At 49.9% G+C, this 22,291-nt stretch carries 21 protein-coding genes and 1 riboswitch; of the genes, 16 read left to right on the forward strand and 5 right to left on the reverse strand.

Going from position 1 to position 22,291, the window contains the following annotated elements:
- Positions 1-193 precede the first annotated feature (193 nt).
- The 8 genes from EDM60_RS03045 to EDM60_RS03075 all read left to right on the forward strand — a co-directional run bounded on the left by EDM60_RS03045 (position 194) and on the right by EDM60_RS03075 (position 5,852).
- Positions 194-571, forward strand: coding sequence for a hypothetical protein (locus tag EDM60_RS03045; protein WP_122962620.1), 378 nt, complete (start codon positions 194-196; stop codon positions 569-571).
- 118 nt (positions 572-689) lie between these two features.
- Positions 690-968: a transposase family protein gene (locus tag EDM60_RS03050; RefSeq protein ID WP_122962621.1), complete on the forward strand. Its 279-nt coding sequence runs from the start codon at positions 690-692 to the stop codon at positions 966-968.
- Between the two features lie 277 nt (positions 969-1,245).
- A complete protein-coding gene (locus tag EDM60_RS03055; protein ID WP_122962622.1) occupies positions 1,246-2,352 on the forward strand; it encodes a glycosyl hydrolase family 8 in 1,107 nt (368 codons plus the stop codon).
- A 36-nt stretch (positions 2,353-2,388) separates the two neighbouring features.
- Positions 2,389-3,264, forward strand: coding sequence for a GGDEF domain-containing protein (locus tag EDM60_RS03060; protein ID WP_122962623.1), 876 nt, complete (start codon positions 2,389-2,391; stop codon positions 3,262-3,264).
- A 34-nt stretch (positions 3,265-3,298) separates the two neighbouring features.
- Complete coding sequence (locus EDM60_RS28450; RefSeq protein WP_167470231.1) at positions 3,299-3,442, forward strand: hypothetical protein; 144 nt, start codon at positions 3,299-3,301, stop codon at positions 3,440-3,442.
- The gene (locus EDM60_RS03065; RefSeq protein ID WP_122962624.1) at positions 3,435-4,730 is read left to right on the forward strand and encodes a glycosyltransferase family 2 protein; all 1,296 of its coding nucleotides are present in this window, start codon (positions 3,435-3,437) and stop codon (positions 4,728-4,730) included. Before EDM60_RS28450 ends, EDM60_RS03065 begins: the two co-directional genes overlap by 8 nt.
- A gap of 155 nt (positions 4,731-4,885) precedes the next feature.
- Positions 4,886-5,596 carry a YjjG family noncanonical pyrimidine nucleotidase gene (locus tag EDM60_RS03070; protein ID WP_122962625.1) on the forward strand — a complete coding sequence of 237 codons (711 nt, stop codon included), beginning with the start codon at positions 4,886-4,888 and terminating at the stop codon, positions 5,594-5,596.
- Between the two features lie 88 nt (positions 5,597-5,684).
- Positions 5,685-5,852 (forward strand): aspartyl-phosphate phosphatase Spo0E family protein, encoded by a 168-nt coding sequence (locus EDM60_RS03075; protein WP_063230709.1) that lies wholly within the window; start codon positions 5,685-5,687, stop codon positions 5,850-5,852.
- Positions 5,853-5,973: 121 nt separating this feature from the next.
- Here the strand turns inward: EDM60_RS03075 and EDM60_RS03080 are convergent, their stop codons facing one another.
- The 5 genes from EDM60_RS03080 to EDM60_RS03100 are packed head-to-tail and all read right to left on the reverse strand — an operon-like array spanning position 5,974 to position 11,210.
- Complete coding sequence (locus EDM60_RS03080) at positions 5,974-7,077, reverse strand: GerAB/ArcD/ProY family transporter (RefSeq protein WP_122962626.1); 1,104 nt, start codon at positions 7,075-7,077, stop codon at positions 5,974-5,976.
- Between the two features lie 36 nt (positions 7,078-7,113).
- A complete protein-coding gene (locus EDM60_RS03085) occupies positions 7,114-7,335 on the reverse strand; it encodes a hypothetical protein (protein ID WP_122962627.1) in 222 nt (73 codons plus the stop codon).
- Positions 7,332-8,507, reverse strand: a complete 1,176-nt coding sequence (locus EDM60_RS03090; protein WP_122962628.1) for a Ger(x)C family spore germination protein — start codon at positions 8,505-8,507, stop codon at positions 7,332-7,334. The genes EDM60_RS03085 and EDM60_RS03090 overlap by 4 nt, the downstream gene beginning before the upstream one ends.
- Positions 8,504-9,604, reverse strand: coding sequence for a GerAB/ArcD/ProY family transporter (locus EDM60_RS03095; RefSeq protein ID WP_122962629.1), 1,101 nt, complete (start codon positions 9,602-9,604; stop codon positions 8,504-8,506). Before EDM60_RS03095 ends, EDM60_RS03090 begins: the two co-directional genes overlap by 4 nt.
- 31 nt (positions 9,605-9,635) lie before the next feature.
- On the reverse strand, positions 9,636-11,210 hold the full coding sequence (locus EDM60_RS03100; protein ID WP_122962630.1) for a spore germination protein: 1,575 nt from the start codon (positions 11,208-11,210) through the stop codon (positions 9,636-9,638).
- A gap of 485 nt (positions 11,211-11,695) precedes the next feature.
- Between EDM60_RS03100 and EDM60_RS03105 the strand changes: the two genes are divergently transcribed.
- The 8 genes from EDM60_RS03105 to EDM60_RS03140 all read left to right on the forward strand — a co-directional run bounded on the left by EDM60_RS03105 (position 11,696) and on the right by EDM60_RS03140 (position 22,246).
- On the forward strand, positions 11,696-12,643 hold the full coding sequence (locus tag EDM60_RS03105) for an accessory Sec system S-layer assembly protein (RefSeq protein ID WP_122962631.1): 948 nt from the start codon (positions 11,696-11,698) through the stop codon (positions 12,641-12,643).
- A gap of 82 nt (positions 12,644-12,725) precedes the next feature.
- Positions 12,726-13,688, forward strand: coding sequence for an SLAP domain-containing protein (locus EDM60_RS03110; RefSeq protein ID WP_122962632.1), 963 nt, complete (start codon positions 12,726-12,728; stop codon positions 13,686-13,688).
- A gap of 40 nt (positions 13,689-13,728) precedes the next feature.
- On the forward strand, positions 13,729-14,724 hold the full coding sequence (locus EDM60_RS03115; RefSeq protein WP_122962633.1) for an SLAP domain-containing protein: 996 nt from the start codon (positions 13,729-13,731) through the stop codon (positions 14,722-14,724).
- Positions 14,725-15,010: 286 nt separating this feature from the next.
- A complete protein-coding gene (locus EDM60_RS03120; protein WP_122962661.1) occupies positions 15,011-17,581 on the forward strand; it encodes a S8 family peptidase in 2,571 nt (856 codons plus the stop codon).
- Between the two features lie 178 nt (positions 17,582-17,759).
- A riboswitch (SAM riboswitch) is annotated at positions 17,760-17,860 on the forward strand.
- A 132-nt stretch (positions 17,861-17,992) separates the two neighbouring features.
- Positions 17,993-19,204, forward strand: a complete 1,212-nt coding sequence (gene metK / locus EDM60_RS03125) for a methionine adenosyltransferase (protein ID WP_122962634.1) — start codon at positions 17,993-17,995, stop codon at positions 19,202-19,204.
- 143 nt (positions 19,205-19,347) lie between these two features.
- Positions 19,348-20,364 (forward strand): polysaccharide deacetylase family protein, encoded by a 1,017-nt coding sequence (locus tag EDM60_RS03130; protein WP_122962635.1) that lies wholly within the window; start codon positions 19,348-19,350, stop codon positions 20,362-20,364.
- Complete coding sequence (locus EDM60_RS03135) at positions 20,361-21,503, forward strand: sensor histidine kinase (RefSeq protein ID WP_122962636.1); 1,143 nt, start codon at positions 20,361-20,363, stop codon at positions 21,501-21,503. Before EDM60_RS03130 ends, EDM60_RS03135 begins: the two co-directional genes overlap by 4 nt.
- A 35-nt stretch (positions 21,504-21,538) precedes the next feature.
- Positions 21,539-22,246 carry a response regulator gene (locus EDM60_RS03140; RefSeq protein WP_063230720.1) on the forward strand — a complete coding sequence of 236 codons (708 nt, stop codon included), beginning with the start codon at positions 21,539-21,541 and terminating at the stop codon, positions 22,244-22,246.
- Positions 22,247-22,291: the final 45 nt, after the last annotated feature.

A 22,291-nucleotide genomic window follows, 5' to 3' on the forward strand; every position in this document is an offset into this window, starting at 1 on the left:
AGATTTTTCGTTAGGAGGGACTGTATAGGCGATTTGTTCAGTGTTTGTTCAGTGCAAATAAATATACTGAACATGCCCGTTGTACATTTTCACCTTCTTTATTTGTTGATGACACGCCGTATGCGATGAAAGTCGCCTGTGCGGTGTAGGCTCGCTATAATCCGAAGAGTTGCAGGGATAAGGCGAGAATAGCGTGAAAGAAATGGAGTGGAATGCAAGACAAGTGGTGGCAGGTGAGGCTAAGGCTGGTGGCAGGACTGAAATGAACAAGCTGGATTTTGCCAAAACGAGTGCGATGAACGACGGAAGCGTTACGGTTATTTTTGATGATGGCAGCATTCAGCAAAGCAAGAAATGGGCTCGGCAAGCATTTTCCGGCATGGGTTGCACGAAGAGTGAGTTTGGTTCTTCTAGCGGCAAAAGCGCGTTAATGCTCACCGTTTCGGACGAACTGTATGTTAGTGAGCGATTGAATGCCAAGGCCGATGGAAGACGGGCAACAGATGGATCAAATTTTAGACTCACACACAAAGCAGAAGACCGTTCGTTTTATAGAACGGTCTTTTTGTAGGGCGTTACATTATAGGCAAAAGGCAGATGCCTGTTTAGAATTTGTTCAGTTGCCCCTGATACAATAAAAAAGCCGTACCTGCCACAGGACATGTCCAAAGTTCTGGGAGGTGAGTGTGATGAAACCTGTATGGAATTTCTTTATTATCCCTGTTATCAAATGCAATGGGTGCGGACATGAAAAGCTGCATAAAACCGATCATAAAGACCAGATGTTCAAAGACATGATTGATGGTCAGGTTATCGAGATCGAAGTGAGGCGACAACGATATCGGTGTCCGATGTGTGGAAGCAAGGAATGGGACAAAGTCGTCGGGGCATCCTCTTATTCGAAAAAAAGCAAGCGGCTGATCGACTGGGAGAAACAGCTCGTGAAGGCGCAACAGAAGCGAGAGTAATGGCTGCTCACGCTCAATAGGCAAGTCTGTCGGAAAGCTGACAGGCTTTTTTTCCGTAAAAAACGTTTCGAGGTTGTTCATGAGCAGGGATGTGACTGCTTTTGACCAATCAAATGGCCATGATTATTTCAAATGGAAACATCTTCTATATTACTTTTTACAATATAAATAGACGGCCAAAAACCAATATACTATACTGAATAACAAATAACATAATTAGTAAATAAAAGTAAATTAAACGAAATAATCCTTTCTATTGGACAGGAATGATGCCAGCTTGCACAATGCTTTGCTTACGAACAAGAAAAAGCTGTTAGTTACCGGCTTGTCCATTCTGACGGTGTCTTCCCTTACTTATTTGGCCGTGTTTGCAGAGCGGCTTTCGCCTGTTTCCCCGACAGAGACGTTTATCCGGCAATACATGACGAATCCGAATGGCACGTTGGCTACTTATTTGCAGGAAGCCCGTTCCACGAATGAAGACATAGCGGCAGGCAGAGAAGCGCTGTCTGAGTCCCTCGGCATATGGATGCAATATGCGTGGGTGAAAGGTGACCGGCAATTGTTTGCCGACAGTTTTCGGTTGTTACGGACCTTTTTTCTGACTCCACAAAACCGAATTTACTGGAAGCTGTCGCCGGACGGGCAGCCGCATGTGACGACAAATGCTCTCGGGGATGATCTGCGAATTGTCGATGCGCTCTGGAAGGCGGCTGACAGTTGGGAAAATGAGGAATACGCAAAAGCGGCAGAAGCGGTAACACAATCGTTATTCGCTTCGTCCATACACCATGGATATCTCGTCGACTTTTATGACTTCGCGAAAAAGGAGTCTCCGCAGACACTCAGCCTCGTTTACGTCGACATGTCCGCCCTGAAAAGGATGGCGGATCACAACAAAATAGACGCAGATGTGTACCAGCGCTACCGTGATCTGTTAATGAACATGCCGAACGACGGAATATTTTACCCTAAAATATTCCACATCGAGAATCAAATGTACAGCTATGCTAACTCGGTGAATCTCATTGATCAACTGATTGTAGCGATAAATCTGGCAGAGGCCGGGCGTACGCCTCGGGAGCTGGTTGTTTTTTTGAAAAAGGAGTTCGCGCAGCAGCACCAATTGCCGGGGCGCTACGACCGGGCTAGTCGCACAGCAGCTGTGTCCTATGAATCTCCTGCCGTTTACGGATTGGCAATCTTGCTGGCTCTGAAGCTGGATGATCCGCAATGGGCAAATCAACTGCAAGCCAGAATGGTGCAGCTGCGCAGTAATGACTCCCGCTTTTTGGGCGGCTATGTTTTTCAGGAAGATACGCATGCCTTCGATAATTTGGTGCCGCTTTTGGCCGAGGAGGCGCTGCGAACGTATAAGGACTGATGAGAAAACCGAATAAGCAATGAGAGGAGCTGAATTATGAACAACAATTCTCCGACACGCAAGATGGAGATAGGGTACGGCATCTTGCTCCTGCTTACGGTGCTTCAGGAAGCGCTGGTTTATGTCCATGTCTACATAGATCAGTCGTTTGCGATGGTTGAGTTTGTTTTGAGCATGGCTATTTTGCTGGCGCTCCTGCTCGGTTATGTGCTGCCGATGGGGGTATCGGTCGTTTTGGTGTTTGTTTACTTGGTCAGCTATGTTGTTTGGCTGGCTACGTATGCCAATACGAGTGTTATTGTGTACGCCTGGTTGCTGGTCATGCCCGCGAACGTGCTGATTGCAGGGTTTATCAAAACGTACTTGCTGCGCAGCAAGCGACTCGTGGAACGGTTGGAAGAACTGAAAGAAATCAACCCGGTCATTGATCTTGATACGACACTGGGCAACAAAATGGCCTTTGCGGAAACGATGCTCAGACAGTCTAATCTGGCAAAACGTTATGAGGGAAAATACAGCTTTTGCCTGGCGATGTTCAAAATCGAGTTTTTGCCGTTCGTACAAGAATCTCTTGGCTCAGAGGGGTATTCGCGGCTTTTGCTGGAATTGTCCCAGACGATTCAAAAGCAACTCCGCTTCGAAGATTACAAGTTTTCGCTCGATGAAGGACGGTTTGTCGTGCTGCTGCCGATGACGGACAAGGATTATTTGCGGCAACTGACGGAACGAATTAAACACGCCATGATGGACAAGGATTTTCCGGACAAAAAAGGACGACAGTTGAAGCTGGTCATTCGCTCGGGAGCGCTTGTTTTTCAAAAGGAACAATTCAATCAATATGAGCAAATCGACAGCGTCATAGCGGCGCTTGAACGAAATGCGGAACTTGATCTGATCGGAGAGTACGTGTAAGCCGATCTGGTCTGGAAAAGGGAGGGGGCTTCTTATGTCATACACCAGCTGGTTTATCCCCTTGTGCATTGCGATCAGTATGATCTTCGCCGTTACGATTGTTTTTCTGACGATCGCCACGTTGGTTTTTCGTGACAGAGTGAGCAAAAAATACGATCGGAGGAAAATCAGTGGCTGAGTGGCTCTTGTTGCTCGCAATTATCAGTATTTGGGTCGCGGTGTTTGAATCTGCGTTGATTATGGCTGGAGCCATACGCTTTGTGTCCAGACAGAGCAAAGAGGAATTGGTGATTCCGACGGAGATGGACGCTTTTCCAGCCGTGACGATACTCGTTCCGGCCCACAATGAGGAGCTGGTCATCGCCGCGACAGTCGAGCACATTTTACGGCTGAACTATCCGGCGGACAAGCTGCAAGTGATCGTCATTGCCGACAATTGCACAGACCAAACGGCGCAAATCGTGCGGGCGGTACATGGCAAGCCAGAGTTCTCGCAGCGCAACCTGACTGTTCTGGAACGAACCGGGAAGGGAGGGAAATCGGGAGCGTTGAATGACGCTTTCAAACTCGCTACCGGGGAATGGATTTGCGTGTATGATGCCGACGCCGCACCAGAGAAAAACGCGCTTGCTTTTCTGATCCAAAAAGCGCTGGAGCAACCGGAGCGGTACGGGGCGGTTTTTGGGCGGAACAAGGCACGGAATCGCGACCAAACTCTACTCACCCAATTCATCAATCTGGAACTGGTGACCATGCATCGTGTTTATCATACGGGGCTATGGGAGCTGTTTCAGTTGGGGTCTATTCCGGGAACGAACTTTATCGTCAAAAGCTCGCTGATCGCGGAGTTGGGCGGATGGGACGAGCAGTCCCTTACGGAGGATACGGCGATTTCTTTTGAAATATTAAAGCGGGGCCAGCTGATTGCTCTCGCACCGCAGGCAGAGGCGTACCAGCAGGAGCCGGAAAAGCTTGACGTCTACATGAAGCAGCGTCAACGCTGGGCGATGGGGAACTACCGCACAGTTATCGGGAACATCTCGCATTTATTTGACAGCACGAGCTGGCGCATCAAGCTGAAGGTGTTGTATTATGCAGCGAGCTACTTTTGGTTTATGGTGGCGATTGTTGTTTCCGATATCATTTTTGTGACGAACCTCGTATACAAGGTGATCTCCTGGTTTCATCCCGAGGTCGTGTCTCCCTTCCAGTTTTCCGAGGATATCTACGTCTACTTGGTCGTGGCTTGGGCGCTGATGTACTCCATGTATGTGCTGCAAATCAATCTGGCTCTGGCTACCGATATCGGTCAAAGCACGACGAGAAACTTCGTCTTGTCTTGCCTCTCGTATTTTACGTATGCGCAGCTGTTCATCGTCATCTCGGTGCAAGCATTTTGGGGACTGCTGGCTGATAAAGTGACAAAAAGAAAGAGAAGATGGTACAAGACGCAACGCTTTACCTGATGGGCTGTGCAAGAGGAGACTCTTTTACTTTTCTTCCGTACTCTTCCAGATGATAGGCAGTTCCTTATGTCAAATCTGTTATAATAAGATGATAGATTGATTGATGAAAAAAGAAACGACTGGTGCCGAGCCGGAAGAGACGGGTGGAGAGAACTGTGAAATACGAAGTGATTTTCTTTGATGTGGACGATACGTTGATCGATTTTGGCATTTCGGAAAAAAATGCGATGGATAAAGCTTTCCACCGTTTTGGAATGCCCGAAGGCTGGCTTGCCTACCAAGCAACGTACAGTGAAATCAACAAAAGACTGTGGCTGGAGCTGGAACAAGGAATCGTGTCACTGGACGAGCTTGGAGTGGAGCGGTTCAGCCGTCTGTTTTCAGCGCATGAGCTGTCCTATGATGCTGTTGCTTTCAACGAAGAGTTTTTGGCCAATCTGGCACAGGAAACGCCGCTGATTCAAGGAGCGCAGGAAGTATGCAGCAGTTTGGCGAGATGTCGCCTGGCTATCATTTCAAACGGCTTTGCCGAAGTGCAGAAAGCGAGAATCGCAGCATCGCCTCTTCGCCATGCTTTCGAACATTTGATTATTTCCCAAGAGGCCGGGTTTCAGAAACCGGATGCACGAATTTTTGACTATGCATTTTCCAAGCTGCAAGTGACAGACAAGTCGAAAGCTTTGATCGTAGGAGATTCGCTTACTTCCGATATTCGAGGCGGACACAACTACGGGATCGATACATGCTGGTTCAATCCGCAAGGCAAGGAAAATCGGTTGGACATCGAGCCTACGTACGAGATTCGCGATCTGACTCATTTGCTTGAGCTTGTCAGACTGACAGCGGATGAGCGGCTGCCTATATAAGAATATATAATTTCCCTTATATTTCCTGTCTATCGAATGATATAATAATCCTAGGACTTATGATCTAACTGTTTCTGGAGGAATTAGCATGGATCAACCAACTGATCTGTTGCATCGTATCGAGAGCATGCGTAAAGAGTTATCCGAGCTTGTTTTGGAAAAAGGAAGCTTTCTGCATCCGACTGTGATCGATATGTCGCAAAAATTGGATGAGTATATCGTCAAATACCAAAAATGCCTCCAGTTACACACATAAATGAGCAAAAAATTATCCACAACCTGTGGATAAACCTGTTATTAATTGACTGAATAATAAAACTATACAAACCGAGCCGCATAACCTGAGGCTGGCTTTTGCTCAAAGTCGCGCTCTGTTGTTATGCGGCTGACTTCATTCGTTGCGGCTTGTTTCGCAGTTTGGCAATCAGCAAGAGAAGCAGCGGCAACAGAATTTGCATGAAAAAGCCGTAGTAAGGAAGCGAAGTTTCGTCGAGATAGTTAAAAACAATCATGTTGGGGATGCCCCAAAAACTGAACAGCACGATCAAAAAGCCGATTGGCCATACGAGCGGCCGGTAGTCGGTTACTTCCATCAGTTGTGCACTGCCGAGGACGATGACGTAGAAAAATACCGATATTTTGACAAAAGCGCCCAGCACCCAGACCGCCATCACCACAGACTCCAGATTCTCGAAAAAATCGGCAATACTGACGTAGCGCGAAGCAATCATTAAAGGGTAGAGCATGCTGGAAACATCGCTGCCAAACAAGAACAGAGAAAACAAATTGGTGGCAATCATCGTGATGGTTACAGCCAGCACGGAAAGCATTCCCCACTTTCGGCCTTTGCTACTGTCGGCTAACAACGGAAAGAGAAAAGCCGTCAGCCAAAACTCGCCAAGCCAGATGTGCGGAACAACAGCTCCTTTCAGCGAAGGGACAATGCCGTTTTCCAGTACCGGAAAAAAGTTTTGCCAATCCAGATCAGGCAGCAGCAAAAGGACCATGAGGCATAAGGGAAGTACGAACAGCGGCATGAACAACAGGGCTGCCCGGCCAATTACTTCAATGCCGCCGCGAACAGCAAAGACACAGACCAGAATCATGCTTGCGATGACGACGACGATCGGAGTGTTGAACAGAAAAGCGCCGACGACAAACTCGGCGTAGTTTCTGACGATTTGCCCCGTCCACATCAAGTAGAGGAAGCAGTAGAGAAAGCCGATCAGTTTTCCGGGAATCAACCCGACGATTTGGCAGCTGTACTCGATCAGCGTTTGCTGCGGGTAATACTGATGAAGCCGATGGGAGACGTAAACCGTCAGAAAACCGGCGAATGATGCCCAAATGGGAGACAGCCACAGGTCGTTATGGGCATAGGTAGCCATTGTTGCCGGCAAGGACAGGATGGCTGTGGCGATAATCGTGGGGTACATCATGACGCCCATCTGGAAAGCCGATATTTTGCCTTTTTCAAGCATGGATGATCACCTCTGGCAGATCACACGCGCCGCCATTTATTTTTTCATCAAATTTCCCCAAGGCTTGAACAGTTCATTCAGCCAAGTGACAGGCCCGGCCATATTGGGCAAATCGAATTGGGCCAATACCCACCCACACAACAAGAGGGAGAAAAAAGCGATTTTGTCTCGAAGCGGCTTCTGCCGCAAAGCTGGAAGCTCAAAGAGAATGATGAGCAGGACAAGCAATGTAACGCCTAGCGTAACGCCCCATCTCACTTTTCTCTCACCTCCTCCTCGGGTATGCCGCCAGGAAGCGTAACCAGGCCAGGTCGGCGAACGTATGCATGAATATCCGTGATTACTTTTACGTTGGGGAAAATTTCGTCCCAGTTGTTTTTGGCTGCCTTCCACTCTTGAGGATATTCCCGATAAAAGTCCGTGGCAAAGTCGAAGATGTCTGCCTTCATTTCGTGCTGTACCTGTTTGAGGGCAAGCTCAATGCGGTCTTCGATGTCCTGTTGAAATGCTTTTTCCACAAGCTTGATCATCTCGGGATTGCTCATGTCCAGGTTCGTGCCGTTTTGCACAACGTCTCCTTCCGTTTTCGCCTTTATCGTCATTTGCCATTGTCCATTGCGGATCGAAGGGATGAATTTGATATCCGAGTGGATGGGGTTGAGAGAGACTGTGCCCTGCACATTTTTAAGCTTGGCGGTGACGGTGTAGCGCTCTACTTCTCCGCGTATCCACATGACGCCGCGCGTCGCTTTTTCGTTGATCTCTCCGACCATCTTGCCTTTTCGAAAAACGGCGGTTCCCATGATGTATGGCGCTGTCTCCAACCCTTTGGCCTCGTTTGGCGGCGGCATGACATCGATCAGGGGGAGAGCGGCAGCATTTGATTTGCCCCGCAGCATTTCTTTTAACTGAATGATCGTGACCAGCATTCCGATATGCATATCTGACATTTCGCGTATGACTTCGGACGAGTAGCGTTCAAGCTCGGGACGAAGCTCCAGGGTCTTCGCTGCCTTGCCTTTGCTGACAAACATGTAAGCTCTTTCGCGCGGTTGCGGGTGGCGAACGAGAAAGTCCATTTCTTCGGCAATTCCCCGTTTTGCCATGTCCTCCCCAAAAATGAATACTTCGCAGTGGCCCCAAAAAATTTTTCGCGGAATCTTCGTTTGCAGCAGAGCGATGGCATCGGCAATACTGGCACCTTTCGCCGACTTTACAAGCGTGAGATTGCCGCCGCTGCTTGTGCTGCCTCTGCCCGCACTAAGGGCGCGGGGGATGAATACTTGGACAGACAGCTCGATCTGATTGTCATCTGCTGCATCAATCGCAGCTCCAGTAATAATCGCCAGATCATTGATCTCGGTTCGGTCCCAGCACCCGCCGAGAAACAACAGCGACATCATGAGAAGCGTCAGCAAAATCCGCTTCATGACGATTTTCCCTCCTGTCTGGCAGGACGCACGAAGGACAACAAGAGGAGCAGCAGAGGCAAAAGAGTCAGAACGAGCGGGCCGAGAAACGGGAAGACGGCCACATCAAACTTGCTGGTTTCCATCAGGCTGGGGATACTCCAAAAACTGAATAGTGTAATGAGAAAACCTAGCGGGAGAACGATCGGGCGATAATCTGACAAGTTGAGCAATTGCGCACTCCCAAGGGCAGTGGCGTAATAAAAGACGGAAATTTTGATGAAGGCGCCCATAATCCAGATCGCCATGACAAGCGATTCCAGATTTTCGAAAAAGTCGGCAAAGCTGACATAGCGAGCGGCTGCCATCAATGGATAAAGCATCGTTGCCACATCGGTTCCGAACAAAAAGAGCACGATCAGGTTGGAGATGAGCAATGTCAGCATGACAGCAAAAACAGAGAGGACACCCCATTTTCTGCCCTTTTCCCGATCGGTCAAAAAGGGGAGCAAAAAGGCAAGCAGCATGTACTCCGTAAACCAGCCTTGCGGAATGAGCGCTCCTTTTAGCGATGGTCCTACGCCGTCTGCCATGATCGGGAAAATCCGGTCGAGCTGAAAGTCCGTGAACAGCAAGACAATCAGGAGCAGCAGCGGCAGGACAAAAAAGGGCGAGAATGCCGTTGCCGCTCTCGCGATTACTTCGACGCCTCCGCGGACGGCAAAAGCGCAAAGCAGCAGCATGGTAGAGATGACGACTACGATTGGCGTTTGGGTGAGAAAACTGCCTACGAGAAACTCCGCGTAGATTCTGACTACCAGAGCGGTCAGCAGTACATATAACAGCATCAAAAATGCGCCGAATGCTTTTCCGAGCAGCTTCCCGAGAATATGCTCGCTGTACTGGATGATCGTCTTTTGCGGATAACGTCTGTGCAAGGCGTCTACGACCAGCACCGTGACAAAACCGATCAAGGAAGCCCAGATGGGGGAGAGCCACAGATCATTGTCGGCGTAGGCGGCAGTAATGCTTGGGACCGTCAGCAAAGCCGTAGCGACGATGGTCGGGTACATGAGAACGGCCATTTGAAAGGCGGATATTTTTCCTTTTTCCAGCATTGCTTCCTACACCTCGCTTTCCCTTGTCTGTTTATGGATCTTCCGAGCGTTCGGGGCCAGGCTTTTGGTCGGGAGCCTGACGGTACTGATTAAATTCTCCGGTGAAGTGGGGGCGCGTCTTCATGGCCCACCATGGAGAGCGGTACAAAATGTCTTTCCATTCTTTTGGTTTGAGCGGGGAAATCCCGGACAAATACGGCACGCCGAACGAACGCAAGGTGCACAGGTGAACCACGATCGCAATGAGTCCGAGCATGACTCCCAACAGTCCGAGTGTGCCCGCGAGAAACATGATCGGAAAGCGCAGCAGTCTGACGGCCGTACCGACGCTGTACCGCGGCACCATGAAGTTGGCGATTCCGGTAATGGCTACGACAATGACCATCGGAGCGGATACGAGTCCGGCGTCAACGGCAGCCTGTCCGATGACGAGCGCCCCTACGATACTGACGGCAGCCCCGATTTGCTTGGGCAATCTTACTCCGGCTTCGCGCAAAGCTTCGAAGGTGATTTCCATCAAGAGCGCCTCGACCAGGCCGGGAAAAGGCACAGCTTCCCGGGAAGCCGCCATGCTGATCAGAAGAGACGTCGGCACCATCTCCTGATGAAACGTAATGATGGCTACGTACAAGGAAGGGAGCAATAAAGAGATCCCGAGAAACAGATAGCGCAGCCAGCGAATCGCCGTGCTGATGATATAACGCTGGTAATAATCTTCCGCAGCCTGAAAGAGAGCAAAAAACGTCACGGGAGCAATCAGGGCAAAAGGCGTGCCGTCAACGAGAATGACGACTCTGCCTTCCAGTAATGCGGAGCAAGCTGTATCCGGTCGTTCCGTATCTTTTAACTGCGGAAAAGGCGAGGCAGGATTGTCCTCAATCATTTCTTCTATATATCCGCTCTCCAAAATCCCGTCGATCTGGATGCGATTCAGTCGCGCTTTTGCCTCTTCGACCAAGGTCTGGTCGACAATTCCCTCCATATAGGCCACGATCACTTCCGTTTGCGTGTATCCCCCGATTTTCATGCGTTCCATTTTCAAAGCCGGATCTTTGATTCTGCGGCGGATTTGGGAGGTATTCACGTCCAGTGTTTCCGTGAAGCCTTCTCGCGGTCCACGTATCCCCACCTCTGCTGAAGGCTCCTCGATGTTTCGCTTTTCCCATTTGGCCAGACCAAGCGACAGCGCCCGTTCTTCTCCTTCCCACAGCAAGACGGGATTGCCGCTGCCGATTTCTTCAATACAGTCGGCAATCGTAGCAAGATTTTTGATGCGAGAGACAGCCAAAACCTGCTCAGCCATTTGCTCCATGTCAGGAAATTCGTTTTCATTTGCTTGCATGAGCGGCGTCAACACGTACTGATCTACGTCTTGAACGGTACACAGACCGCTAATAAACACGACATGCGCCTTGATTGTTTTCCCGATATAAAAAGGCCGAAAAATGACGTCCGAGCATTTGGAGTAGATGTCTTGCAACGTTTGGAGGTTTTCCTTCGTCTCTTTTGATAAGGTCAAATGAGCGTAGGGACTTGGGCTGTTTTGCCTGGCAGGTTCGAGTTTATGCTTGTTTGTTCTCCACCATTTTCGTCCGTTGCGATTCAAGCGAGGTCCTCCTTTCCGACACAGTGAGGCCAATTTTTGTTACTAGACAGTTTGTCCAATTATGAATTTTTATAATCCAACGCTGGCAGCTTTGTCGGCATTTTCACTGTTTTGCCCAAAAAAAGAACCAGCTGAATCGGTCAGCTGGCGCAAAAGGTATTCCCCAAGTTATTTGTTTAGACACTTCCATTTTATCAATAATGAATAATATTGTAAACTTTCTCATCAAATGGAATTGACCTCGTTCTGGTGACATCTTTCCATTCCTTGACATCACTGATTCGTACAGGTATCCTAACAAATATTACTCGCCGCTTTCCCCTGGCAAGGCGGGTGGTTTGTTGCCGGACCAAAGACGCGGGAACCGCGCTTGCAGCAGGCGGGTTAATGCCAAGTTTTCTATGTTGCAAAAGGATGTCACTATGCTATAGTGAATGACGAACGCAAACACTATATAGATGTAGAGAAAAGTTGGGAGCGGTGCTATGTTATCCTTCTTGAAGAGTTTAATGGGGAAGACGCCTACCACAAAAGAGGTGCGAGAACAGGTTCAGGAGGAATCCATTCTGTCCGCTTCTGATACCGAACAGTCTCATCAGGAAAAGCAAGGTCTACACAAAACATCTGCCGGCGTCATTACCACGCTGTCCCTGCATGAATCGTGGGAAGCGAATCTGGGTGCGCAGGAGAAATACGCGCTTTCCTTTATGGCACAGGAGCTGGAGCCGCTGCAGGAAGGGAACATTTCCCTCGCTGGAACAGCGCTCGTTCCGCATGATGATGGAATCGAAATCACGGCGTTTATTCGCAACAGTTCGGACCATCCAATCAACCTAAAGGAAATGACGCTGGTGGTATTGTTCGGGGATCAGCAGCTATTTACCCGCCAGACGTTTGACTTTAGCGAGATAGGGGAAATTCCGCCGCGATCTGCAAGACCGTGGTCGTTTGTATTTGCGCGTGAACACTTCCTGCAAGTGAACGTGCTGCTGGCGAACTGGAAGATTGCATTCGAGATGGCACAAAAGAAAATGGTGTTGCCACAGCAGCTGGAACTGGAAGAGTCCTGGATCAAGGCGCTGTCGAATGAACAAAAAAATTCCTTGATCGAGCTGGCGAAAACACTTCCTGCGCTCAATGAGGGAGAAGTAAATATCCAGGGTGTGCAAATTCGTCGCTCCGAGGAAGGCGCACTTCACGTCATGCTTTTGATTCGCAACGGCTCGCCGCAGTCTCTTTCCTTTGAAACGTTGCCGCTTGCTCTCTATGATGCGACAGGAGAAAAGGTGGCTGAAGGAGTGTTTGAACTGGGAAGCTTGACGGTGAATGCCAATACGAGCAAGCCATGGCTGTTTATTTATCCTCCGGAAAGCATTTTGCTGGAGCAGCCGGATCTTTCTCGCTGGCGAGTGAATGTTCCACAGCAAGCCTAGATTTGCATGAGCCGTATAGAAATGTTTATGATGAAGAGAGAGAAATTGCGTTCGGGTTCGGACGTGTGTGAGGAGGTAACACATGTTTTCTTTTATGAAGAATTTGTTTGGCAAGGAACAGGGCGAGAAAGCTCTGGATGAATTGAAGAAAGAAATTCAGGAAGAGTCGGCATTCGACATTGACGAACTGAAAGAAACCGAAGTGGAAGTGGAAAAGGAACAGGCGAAGACCAGCGCTCCGGCTAAACGCGAGAAAATCAAGACAGAGCTGTCGCTGCATCCTTTGTGGGAGCAAGAGCTGGATTCCGAGAAAAAGTACACGCTGCGCTTTTTGCAGGAGGAGCTTCCAGAAATCGCGCGCGGTTTGATCAGCGTGACGGGCTTCAGTATGATTCCCCAACCGAACGGCATGATCGTGACGATGTTCTTCCGCAATGCGACAGATAAGCCAGTTCGTTTTAAAACGATTGGTTTGGCGATCTATCTGGACGACAAGCCGTTTGCGCGGATCAGAATCGATCTGTCCGAGATGGGCTCGATTCCGCCGCATACGAGCCGTCCGTGGGAAGTGCTGTTCCCGGAAGAGTCCTATCTGCACGACAACTTCCAGTTCAGTCGCTGGAAAGTCGTGATGAAGGCAGGGAACCGCGCGCATATTTGGCCACGCACGCTTGAACTGGACCCGGAGATGGAGAACCGCATGACCGATCGGCAAAAGGATCGTCTGGAGAAGCTCGCCAATTCTTTGCCGCCAATCCCGGTGAATACCGTACAAGTTACGGGTTTTGATATCGGCAAAACGAAAGAAGGGCAACTGGTCGCTGCGATGCTGTTCCGCAATGGTCTGTCGACGGAGTATCGCCCTGAGCAACTGAAAGTAACGATTTCCGATACAGACGGGGATGTCGTTGCGCGAGGCGTTCTTGACGCCAGAAAGATCTGTGTCCAGCCTGGCAACAGTCGTCCGTGGCTGATCGTGTTCCCGCCGGAATTTGTGAAAAAGCCTGATGCCAATCTGCGTAGATGGATTCTTGACGTAGAGTAGACGCGTGATTTTTCTAAAGTGGGAAAGAGGAGGTTGACATATGAGTTGGTTATTGGAAAACTGGTTTGGTTCCAAAGAAAGCTTGGAGCAGGTACGAGAGGACATTCATGAGTATTTGCACAATGAATTTTACTTGGGCGTATCCGGTATTGAAAATCCGCAGCAGTCTGCAAACCGCGTGGAGTCAAAAGAGCTGTTCCTGTCGATGAACGGTCCGTGGGACGCGCAGCTGGACGAGGCCGAGCAGGAATTGCTGCAATATGTGCACGATGAGTTGCCGCCTGTAGTACGTGATGAGGTCGGTGTCATTCCGTTCTTCACACAGGCGACCGTAGAAGGCTATTTGGTGCTTGCCTACATTCGCAATGCGACAGACCGCAACGTACTGTTGCAAAAGCTGCCGCTCTCTCTCGTAACAGCAGAAGGCGAAGAGGTGGCGAAAAAGACGTTCGACTTGATGACAAGCGGACCAGTCGATTCCATGTCCAGTCGTCCGGCGGAGTTTATGTTCCGTTGGGAAGAGTTTGACCGCATTCCGGAGCAAGAAGTACCGCTGACGATTGTGTATAAAAAGCCGCAAAAACAGCGACTCGAAGGAAGCCACGAGCTGAACATGGGGCTGAGTGCCAGTGAGCAAGAGCAGTATTTGCAAAAAGCAGCGGCAGAAGCTCCGGTAGAAGCTGGGCAGGTGGACTTGCAAGTTCTCGCAATCAAGCCGAACGAGGATAACGGTCTGAAAGTCGTTGTTGTATTCCGCAACGGTTTGGAGAAGCGCCTGGAGTTTACCGAGGTGCCGATCCTGGTGCACGACAAGGATGGCGAAGCGGTTGCCCGCGTCAACTACACCTTGCAAAACATGAAGGTGGAAGCGAACAGCCAGCGTGTCTGGGCATTTGACATCCCGTCCTCTTCGATTAAAAAAGCAGGAGTAGACGTGACAGAGTTGACTGCTTTCATTCCGCAAGCGCGCCAAAGAAAAAAACAGGAAACATACGTAGCGCCTGAAACCGAAGACAATAAAGGTCTGCTGCAGTAATGAACGAAACCCTTTTTGCCACTGGTGAAAAGGGTTTTTCTACTGCCAAAACGTTCCAAATATTGGGGAATTAGGGTTGCAATTCGCCCTTTTTATCCGCTATGCTAGGACGAGGAATATCATACTCGAATACCTTTTTGAACGTATTGGGATTGATTGCAAAAGTTTGCGGGTATTCATACGTTAAGAAAACCTTCCGCTAAAGCGCGGCCTTATGACGGAAACGGCTTCGACAGAGGTTTTCTTGCTGCATGATTTGCAGGGAGAGAGGGAAGGACTGTTTTTTATGAAAAAATCAATTCAAGTGACCGTCGCACTGGCGCTGCTGCTCACCGTCGCTCCTTTGGAAGTTAGGCAGGCACTCGCTGCTGCTCCTGCCTCCAATGACAGCTACCTGAGCAACCAGACGCACCTGAGTCAAATCAAAGCGGACAAGGCATGGTCAGTGGTGAACAGCAATCAGGCGATCACGATTGCTGTACTCGATACAGGGGCCGATTACAATCACCCTGACTTGAAGGGGAATTTGCTCCCTGGTGTTAACCTGGTCAATCCGGGGAAAAGTGCGCAGGATGACAATGGGCATGGAACAGAAGTCATCGGGGTCCTCGGGGCAAAAGGAAACAACGGGATCGGCGTAGCCGGGGTGGTCTGGAACGCCAAAATTTTGCCCGTCAAAGTCTTGAACAAAAACGCATCTACTACGGATGTTGACATGATCGCCAAAGGAATCAACGCCGCCCTCGATCGGGGGGCAAAGGTCATTTTGATGTCTTTTAGCAGCATGGCTTACTCCCGGGCTATGAAAAATGCGGTCGACCGCGCGGAACGAAACGGAGCGGTTCTGGTGGCGGCGAGCGGAAATGAGGCAAGCCGTGTCGCGTATCCGGCAGCGTACCCGACCGTAATTGCGGTGGGGGCGATAAACGGAAGAAACCAGGTCCTTTACCAGTCGAATACAGGGCCGGAGATGAATCTGGTGGCACCGGGGCTTAATGTGTATACAACCAAGCTCGGCGGCAAATACGGTTCGGTTTCCGGAACATCTGTAGCGGCGCCTCAGGTAGCAGGCGCAGCTGCTCTCATTCTGGCTCGTCATCCCAAGCTGTCTGCCCTCGACGTCAGGCAGATGCTTTATCAGACGGCGACAGATATTGGCGAAGGCGGCTGGGATCGGCAAGCGGGCTACGGTCTTCTGGACGTAAACAAGGCAGTGCGCAGTGCGCTGTCCAGCGACTTTTTGGAGCCGAACAACGTTTTGGAGAGAGCCAAGGCGTTTCCGATCGAAGCGCAAGTCCGTGGCAATCTGGGGCCAAACGATACGGTTGACTGGTTCAAGATGGACGTTCCTTACGATGGAAAAGTAAGTCTCACCGCATCCGTAAACTCAGGCGTATCTTCAGCCATGTCAGCGACTTTTTATCCGGCAAATCGTCAGCCGGTCACTTACTATATCGGGAACGGGGATACGATAACGGTTCCTGCAAAAGCTGGGCGAATGAATATCAAGCTGGTGAGAAACGGTGGAGTTAATGCGTTTACTTATGTGCTGACGAGCAAATTCACCATCAACCCGGATCGGAATGAACCGAACAATTCGATGGCTACGGCAAGGCCGCTGGTGGGCAACCAGATCAGCGTGACGGGCAATTTCCATGAGGAAGGGGATCAGGATTGGTTCTCCTACTATGTCCGCGAGTACGGGCATATGGACGTGACGGTCACACCTGATAACAAGCGGGTGGACTTGGTACTTGCCATCGGAAAGCAAGAGCCGGGAAAAAATACGGTCTGGGACCCGGTATACGATAACAGCGACAGGGATAATCCTTCCGAACGTGCAAGCAAGGACGTCTCGCCAGGAAAATACTACATTCGCGTCAGCGAGTATCAGCAAAATGCAATGAACGGCGAATATCGCCTCGATCTCGCCTTTACCCCGTTGAAAAAAGATGGGAACGAGCCGAATAATACGTATAGCAAAGCTGCTCCGCTTGCCAGTGGAGGAGTCATGTCAGGAACCATTCCGGCGTCGACAGATTCAGACTGGTTTCAATTTACATTGGATGCGGAATCGTACGTCACAGTTCGCGCTCCGTTCATCCCGGTAGCAAGCGGGTTTCACATTGCCCTTTACAATGAGAAAAACATGAACGTGGCGCTTGCTTCGACAACCGAAGTGGCAGAGCGGTCAGACCAAGGCAGTGAAATTTTCGGCATACGCCTGCCTAAAGGGAAGTATTTCGTGCGCATGAGTAGCATCGTGCCTTTCAAGTACGATTCCTACCAATTGACGCTCAGCCCGCAGCCGCTCATTTCCGGCTATCGGGATATTTCTAACCACTGGGCGCGTGCGCAAATCGCCAAGCTCAGCGACAAAGGCATCATCAAAGGCTTCGACGACGCAACATTCAAGCCGGATCAGGCAGTGACCCGCGCCCAATTTGCGACCATGCTCGTTTCGACGATGCGTGTCACCGGCTCGAAAGTAGCCAGTATGTACACGGGCAAGGACGTCTTTTCCGATTTGCCAAAAAAGCACTGGGCGTACAACACCCTTGGGGTAGCTTATCAGCTCGGAGTCTTGAAGGGGTATCCAAACAGTCAACTCAAGCCTGATCAGGCAGTAACGCGGGCCGAGATGGCCACCATGATCGCCAGGGCGAAAGGGGTAGCTGTGAATAGCCGCAGCGTGTCCTCTTATCGCGATGTTCCGGTTAACTATTGGGCATCGCCGGCGATCGAGGCTTTGACGCAAAAAAAGTGGCTGAACGGATATGGCAAGACCTTCAAGCCTCAGGGAACCGCTACGCGGGCCGAGGTTGTTGTATTGATCGCCAAATCGTACCAAGTATAAAGAGGCTTGACCAGCTTGTGCAAAAGGCGCTGTCCATGCGCTACAGTCATCATCGCTCGCTTCCCGCAGGCGATTTCATCAACGTTTTGTACAGGCTGGCCTGCTTCGAACCGGAGTTGTGGGAAAAGTCTATTGACACCACCCCGAAAAACAATTATTCTATAATCCGTAATGGATACTCTTATCCAGAGCAGGCGGAGGGACTGGCCCTATGAAGCCCGGCAACCGACTAGAGCGGTGCTAACCAGCAGGACGGAAATCTGTTCTGGCCGATAAGAGGATGAAGGAAGCTAAAAGCGCTCAAACCTTTTCCTCCGAAAGATGGAAAAGGTTTTTTATTTGCGTTTACGTCGATAAAATCCTGACTCGGCTACCAAACTATTTGTATGAGGTCAAAGGAGGTATTTTCTCATGGCTTTGCAAAAAGGTCGTCGTCTGTTCACATCTGAGTCTGTAACCGAAGGACATCCGGATAAAATTTGTGACCAAATTTCCGACTCCATCCTGGACGCCATCCTGTCCAAAGATCCAAACGCTCGCGTAGCGTGCGAAACTTCTGTAACGACAGGTCTGGTTCTCGTAGCGGGTGAGATCACAACCAACACTTATGTAGACATTCAAAAGCTGGTTCGCGAAACCATTCGTGAAATCGGCTATGATCGCGCTAAGTTCGGCTTTGACGCTGACACTTGCGGTGTTATCACAGCAATCGGCGAGCAATCCGCTGACATTGCACTGGGTGTAGACCAAGCGCTGGAAGCGCGCGAAGGCAAAATGACTGACGCTGAGATCGAAGCGATTGGTGCAGGCGACCAAGGTCTGATGTTCGGCTTTGCTTGCAACGAAACACCTGAGTTGATGCCATTGCCGATCAGCATGTCCCACCAACTGGCTCGTCGTTTGACCGAAGTTCGCAAAAACGGCACACTCGCTTACCTGCGTCCTGACGGTAAAACACAAGTAACGGTTGAGTACGATGGAGACAAGCCTGTTCGCATCGACACGATCGTTATCTCTACTCAACACGCTCCTGAAACAACTTTGGAGCAAATCAAACAAGACCTGGTTGAGCATGTAATCAAACCAGTAGTTCCAGCTGAACTTCTGGATGCTGAAACCAAATACTTCATCAACCCAACTGGCCGTTTCGTTATCGGCGGACCACAAGGGGATGCTGGCTTGACTGGCCGCAAAATCATCGTAGACACTTACGGCGGATACGCTCGTCACGGCGGCGGCGCGTTCTCCGGTAAAGATCCGACAAAAGTAGACCGCTCCGGTGCTTATGCTGCTCGCTATGTTGCGAAAAACATCGTGGCAGCTGGCTTGGCTGACAAGTGCGAAGTACAAGTAGCGTATGCGATTGGTGTAGCACAACCAGTATCCATCGCAGTTGATACTTTTGGTACAGGAACTGTTTCCGAAGAAGATCTCGTGAAACTCGTTCGCAAACATTTCGACCTGCGTCCAGCTGGTATCATCAAACAGCTCGACCTGCGTCGTCCTATCTACAAACAAACAGCGGCTTACGGCCACTTCGGACGCAATGACCTGAATGTTCCTTGGGAGCAAACAGACAAAGCAGAAGTTCTGAAGCAAGAGGCTGCTCAACTGGCAAAATAAGCACGGCAAAGAAAGAGCCTGGTAAAAGCTACTGGGCTCTTTTTGTTATGGGAAGAAATTTCCAATTATTGGTGAATCCTGATCAAAGGGAAAATGTAGGACTGTGTCGAATCTCCTAGTGAGGAAGTGAAGGAGGGGTTTCTTTGCCGAACAAAAGGCTCTTCCTGACAGTGTTTATCAGTTGTTTACTGTTGGTTGTGACGATATTGGGGCTTGGTGATTTGTACCAGTCAAAAAAGAATGCGCAAAAAGTGCAACCTTTTCCCCAAGTCGATACGTCTATAAGCATAAGCGAGACGGAAAACGCTGAGCCAAACGTCACGCGAAACGAAAAAGCAACGGTAAAGCCGCAAAAGTGGTATAACAATCAAGTCGTCGTCCTGACGTATCATCATGTGACAGATGCTGCAGGCCAACGTTACGTGATTGCGCCCGAACAATTCGCAGAACATATGGCATTTTTGCACGAAAATGACCTGCATCCCATTACGCTGGATGAGTTTTTGCGCTTTGTCGATACCGGGAGCTTGCCGACAGAAAATGCTGTCCTGATTACGTTTGATGATGGCTACGAAAGTTATTATACGAAGGCTTTTCCGATATTGCGTACATACGGCTACCCGTCAGTGAACTTCGTGATTGCAGGACGCTTGCGAGATGTAGCCGAACGAAAACGGGAGAACATGACGACGCCACTCACGCGTCAACAAGTCATGGAAATGCTTCACTCTGGCTTGGCTGATATTGGTTCCCATACCTACAGCCTGCATGAAGAGGAAGCGCGGAATGAATGGGGAGAGATGGGACCAGAGACTGCTCCCGTCTACTTGCAGGATGTAAAGCGATTAGAAAATGAAAAAGAATACAGGGATCGGCTCTATGTTGATTTCAGTATGTCTCGCGCAGGTTTGCACGGTTGGATGAGCAAGGACATTAAGGCGATTTCACTGCCTTTTGGCTACACGAATCCGATCGTTTTGGAAACAGCCCGACAAGCAGGGTATGAGTATGTGTTTACTTCTACGCCCGGTTTCGCCAAACGAGGGGTAGATCCTTTTGCCATCCCACGCAATGATGTGGGTCTGCGAGACGTAGATGAGGTCAAACTCCAACAGCTGTTCACGAAAGCGAAAAAAGAGTTCGAAGGAGAGCAATCATGAACAAAGCGATCGACATCAGCGTGCTGGATGGGGTGATCAAGAGAACCATTGAAACAGTAGAAACAAGTAAAACGCAAATTTTTGATATAGCCGAAGATGCAAGACAACAAGGCAACTCGCTAAAGTTTGATTTGCATGAGCTGAGGCAAGAAATTTCCAAAGTAATCCAAAAGGTCGATGCGTTGGAATTGGCCTATCGAAAGTCGCGCAACAGGCTTGTGCAGGTCAGCCGCAACTTTCACATGTACACGGAGGATGACATCCGTATCGCCTATGAAGAGGCGAGCCGCATCCAGGTGGAGCTTTCCATCTATCGCGAGCGGGAAAACAACTTGAAGCGCCGGCGCAATGATCTGGAGCGGCAATTGCGTACATTGGAGGAAACGATTGTACGCGCCGAGAAGCTTGTATCCCAGATGGGCGTGGTGCTTGGCTACCTGACTGGCGACCTGAGCAAGATCGGGGAAGCGCTGGAATCGGCCAAGCAGCATCAACTGATGGGGTTGAAGATCATTCAGGCGCAGGAAGAAGAGCGCAAACGTGTCGCGCGCGAGATTCACGACGGTCCGGCTCAATCGATGGCAAACGTCGTCTTGCGCTCCGAAATCGTCGAGCGCATGTTGAAAAACGAACGTATTCTGGAAGCGCAAATGGAGCTTCACGAGCTGAAAGAAATGGTTCGGTTAAGTTTGGCTGATGTAAGACGGATCATTTTTGACCTTCGTCCGATGGCTTTGGACGACCTCGGCTTGGTTCCCACTTTGCAAAAATACATTCAGACGTGCGAAGAACGTATCCGGGCTTCGATTGATCTGGTAGTATTTGGTGTGGAGCCACCGCTGCGCAGTTCCGTCAAGGCTGCAATCTTCCGGCTTGTTCAGGAGTGCCTGAACAACGTGGAGAAGCATGCAGGAGCTTCTTCGGTACAAGTGAAGCTTGAGTTTCTTCAGGAGTCGCTGAGTCTCGTCGTCAAAGACGATGGCGTTGGATTCGATCTGGAGAAGCGCATGGCAAACGGAAATTCCTTTGGACTGTTGGGAATGCGCGAGCGTGTGCAGCTGCTGGAAGGCAATGTGGACCTGCAATCAGCTCCGGGTGAGGGAACAAAGGTTATTTTCCAAATACCGTTAAAAATATGAACCGATACAGAATTATGTACACAGGGGGATGAAACATGGATAAAAGACAGCAAGAGCTCCGCATCGTGATTGTGGACGACCACCAATTGTTCCGTGAAGGAGTCAAGCGCATTTTGGAAATGGAAGATGACTTCAAGGTCGTCGGAGAAGGAGCGGACGGCGGAGAGGCTGCTTTGCTCGCCGAAGAGCACAAGCCGGATGTTTTGTTGATGGATATCAATATGCCAAACATCAATGGCGTCTCTGCTGCGGAAAATGTAATTTCTGTGAGTCCCTCTACGCGAGTGATCATGCTTTCTATTCACGATGATGAAGGATACGTTTACCGCACGTTGCGTTCCGGTGCATCGGGCTATTTGCTCAAAGAAATGGGCACCAGCGATCTGGTGGATGCCGTGCGCGTCGTAGCAAGCGGCGGCGCTTACATCCATCCGAAGGTAACGGGCAAGCTGATCGAGGAGTTCCGTCGTCTCAGCGAGCATGAAGGCAGCACAGAGCGCAGCTTCTCCGTGGATGATTCGCAAACGATCGATCCAAAAGTGATCGAGTCCCTGACTCGCCGCGAGCGGGAAGTGCTTCAACTGATGGCTGAAGGAAAGAGCAACCGGGCGATCGGAGAATTTTTGTTCATCAGTGAGAAAACTGTGAAAAATCACGTCAGCAGCATTTTGCAAAAGCTGAACGTTCAAGACCGCACGCAAGCGGTTGTCATCTCGATCAAAAACGGATGGGTAAAACTGTAGAATCCGTATGAGCGTCCAGTTGGCACCCTGTTCAAGCTGTTCGGC

It is taken from the genome of Brevibacillus parabrevis, from assembly GCF_003710905.1.
Lineage (GTDB): Bacteria > Bacillota > Bacilli > Brevibacillales > Brevibacillaceae > Brevibacillus > Brevibacillus parabrevis.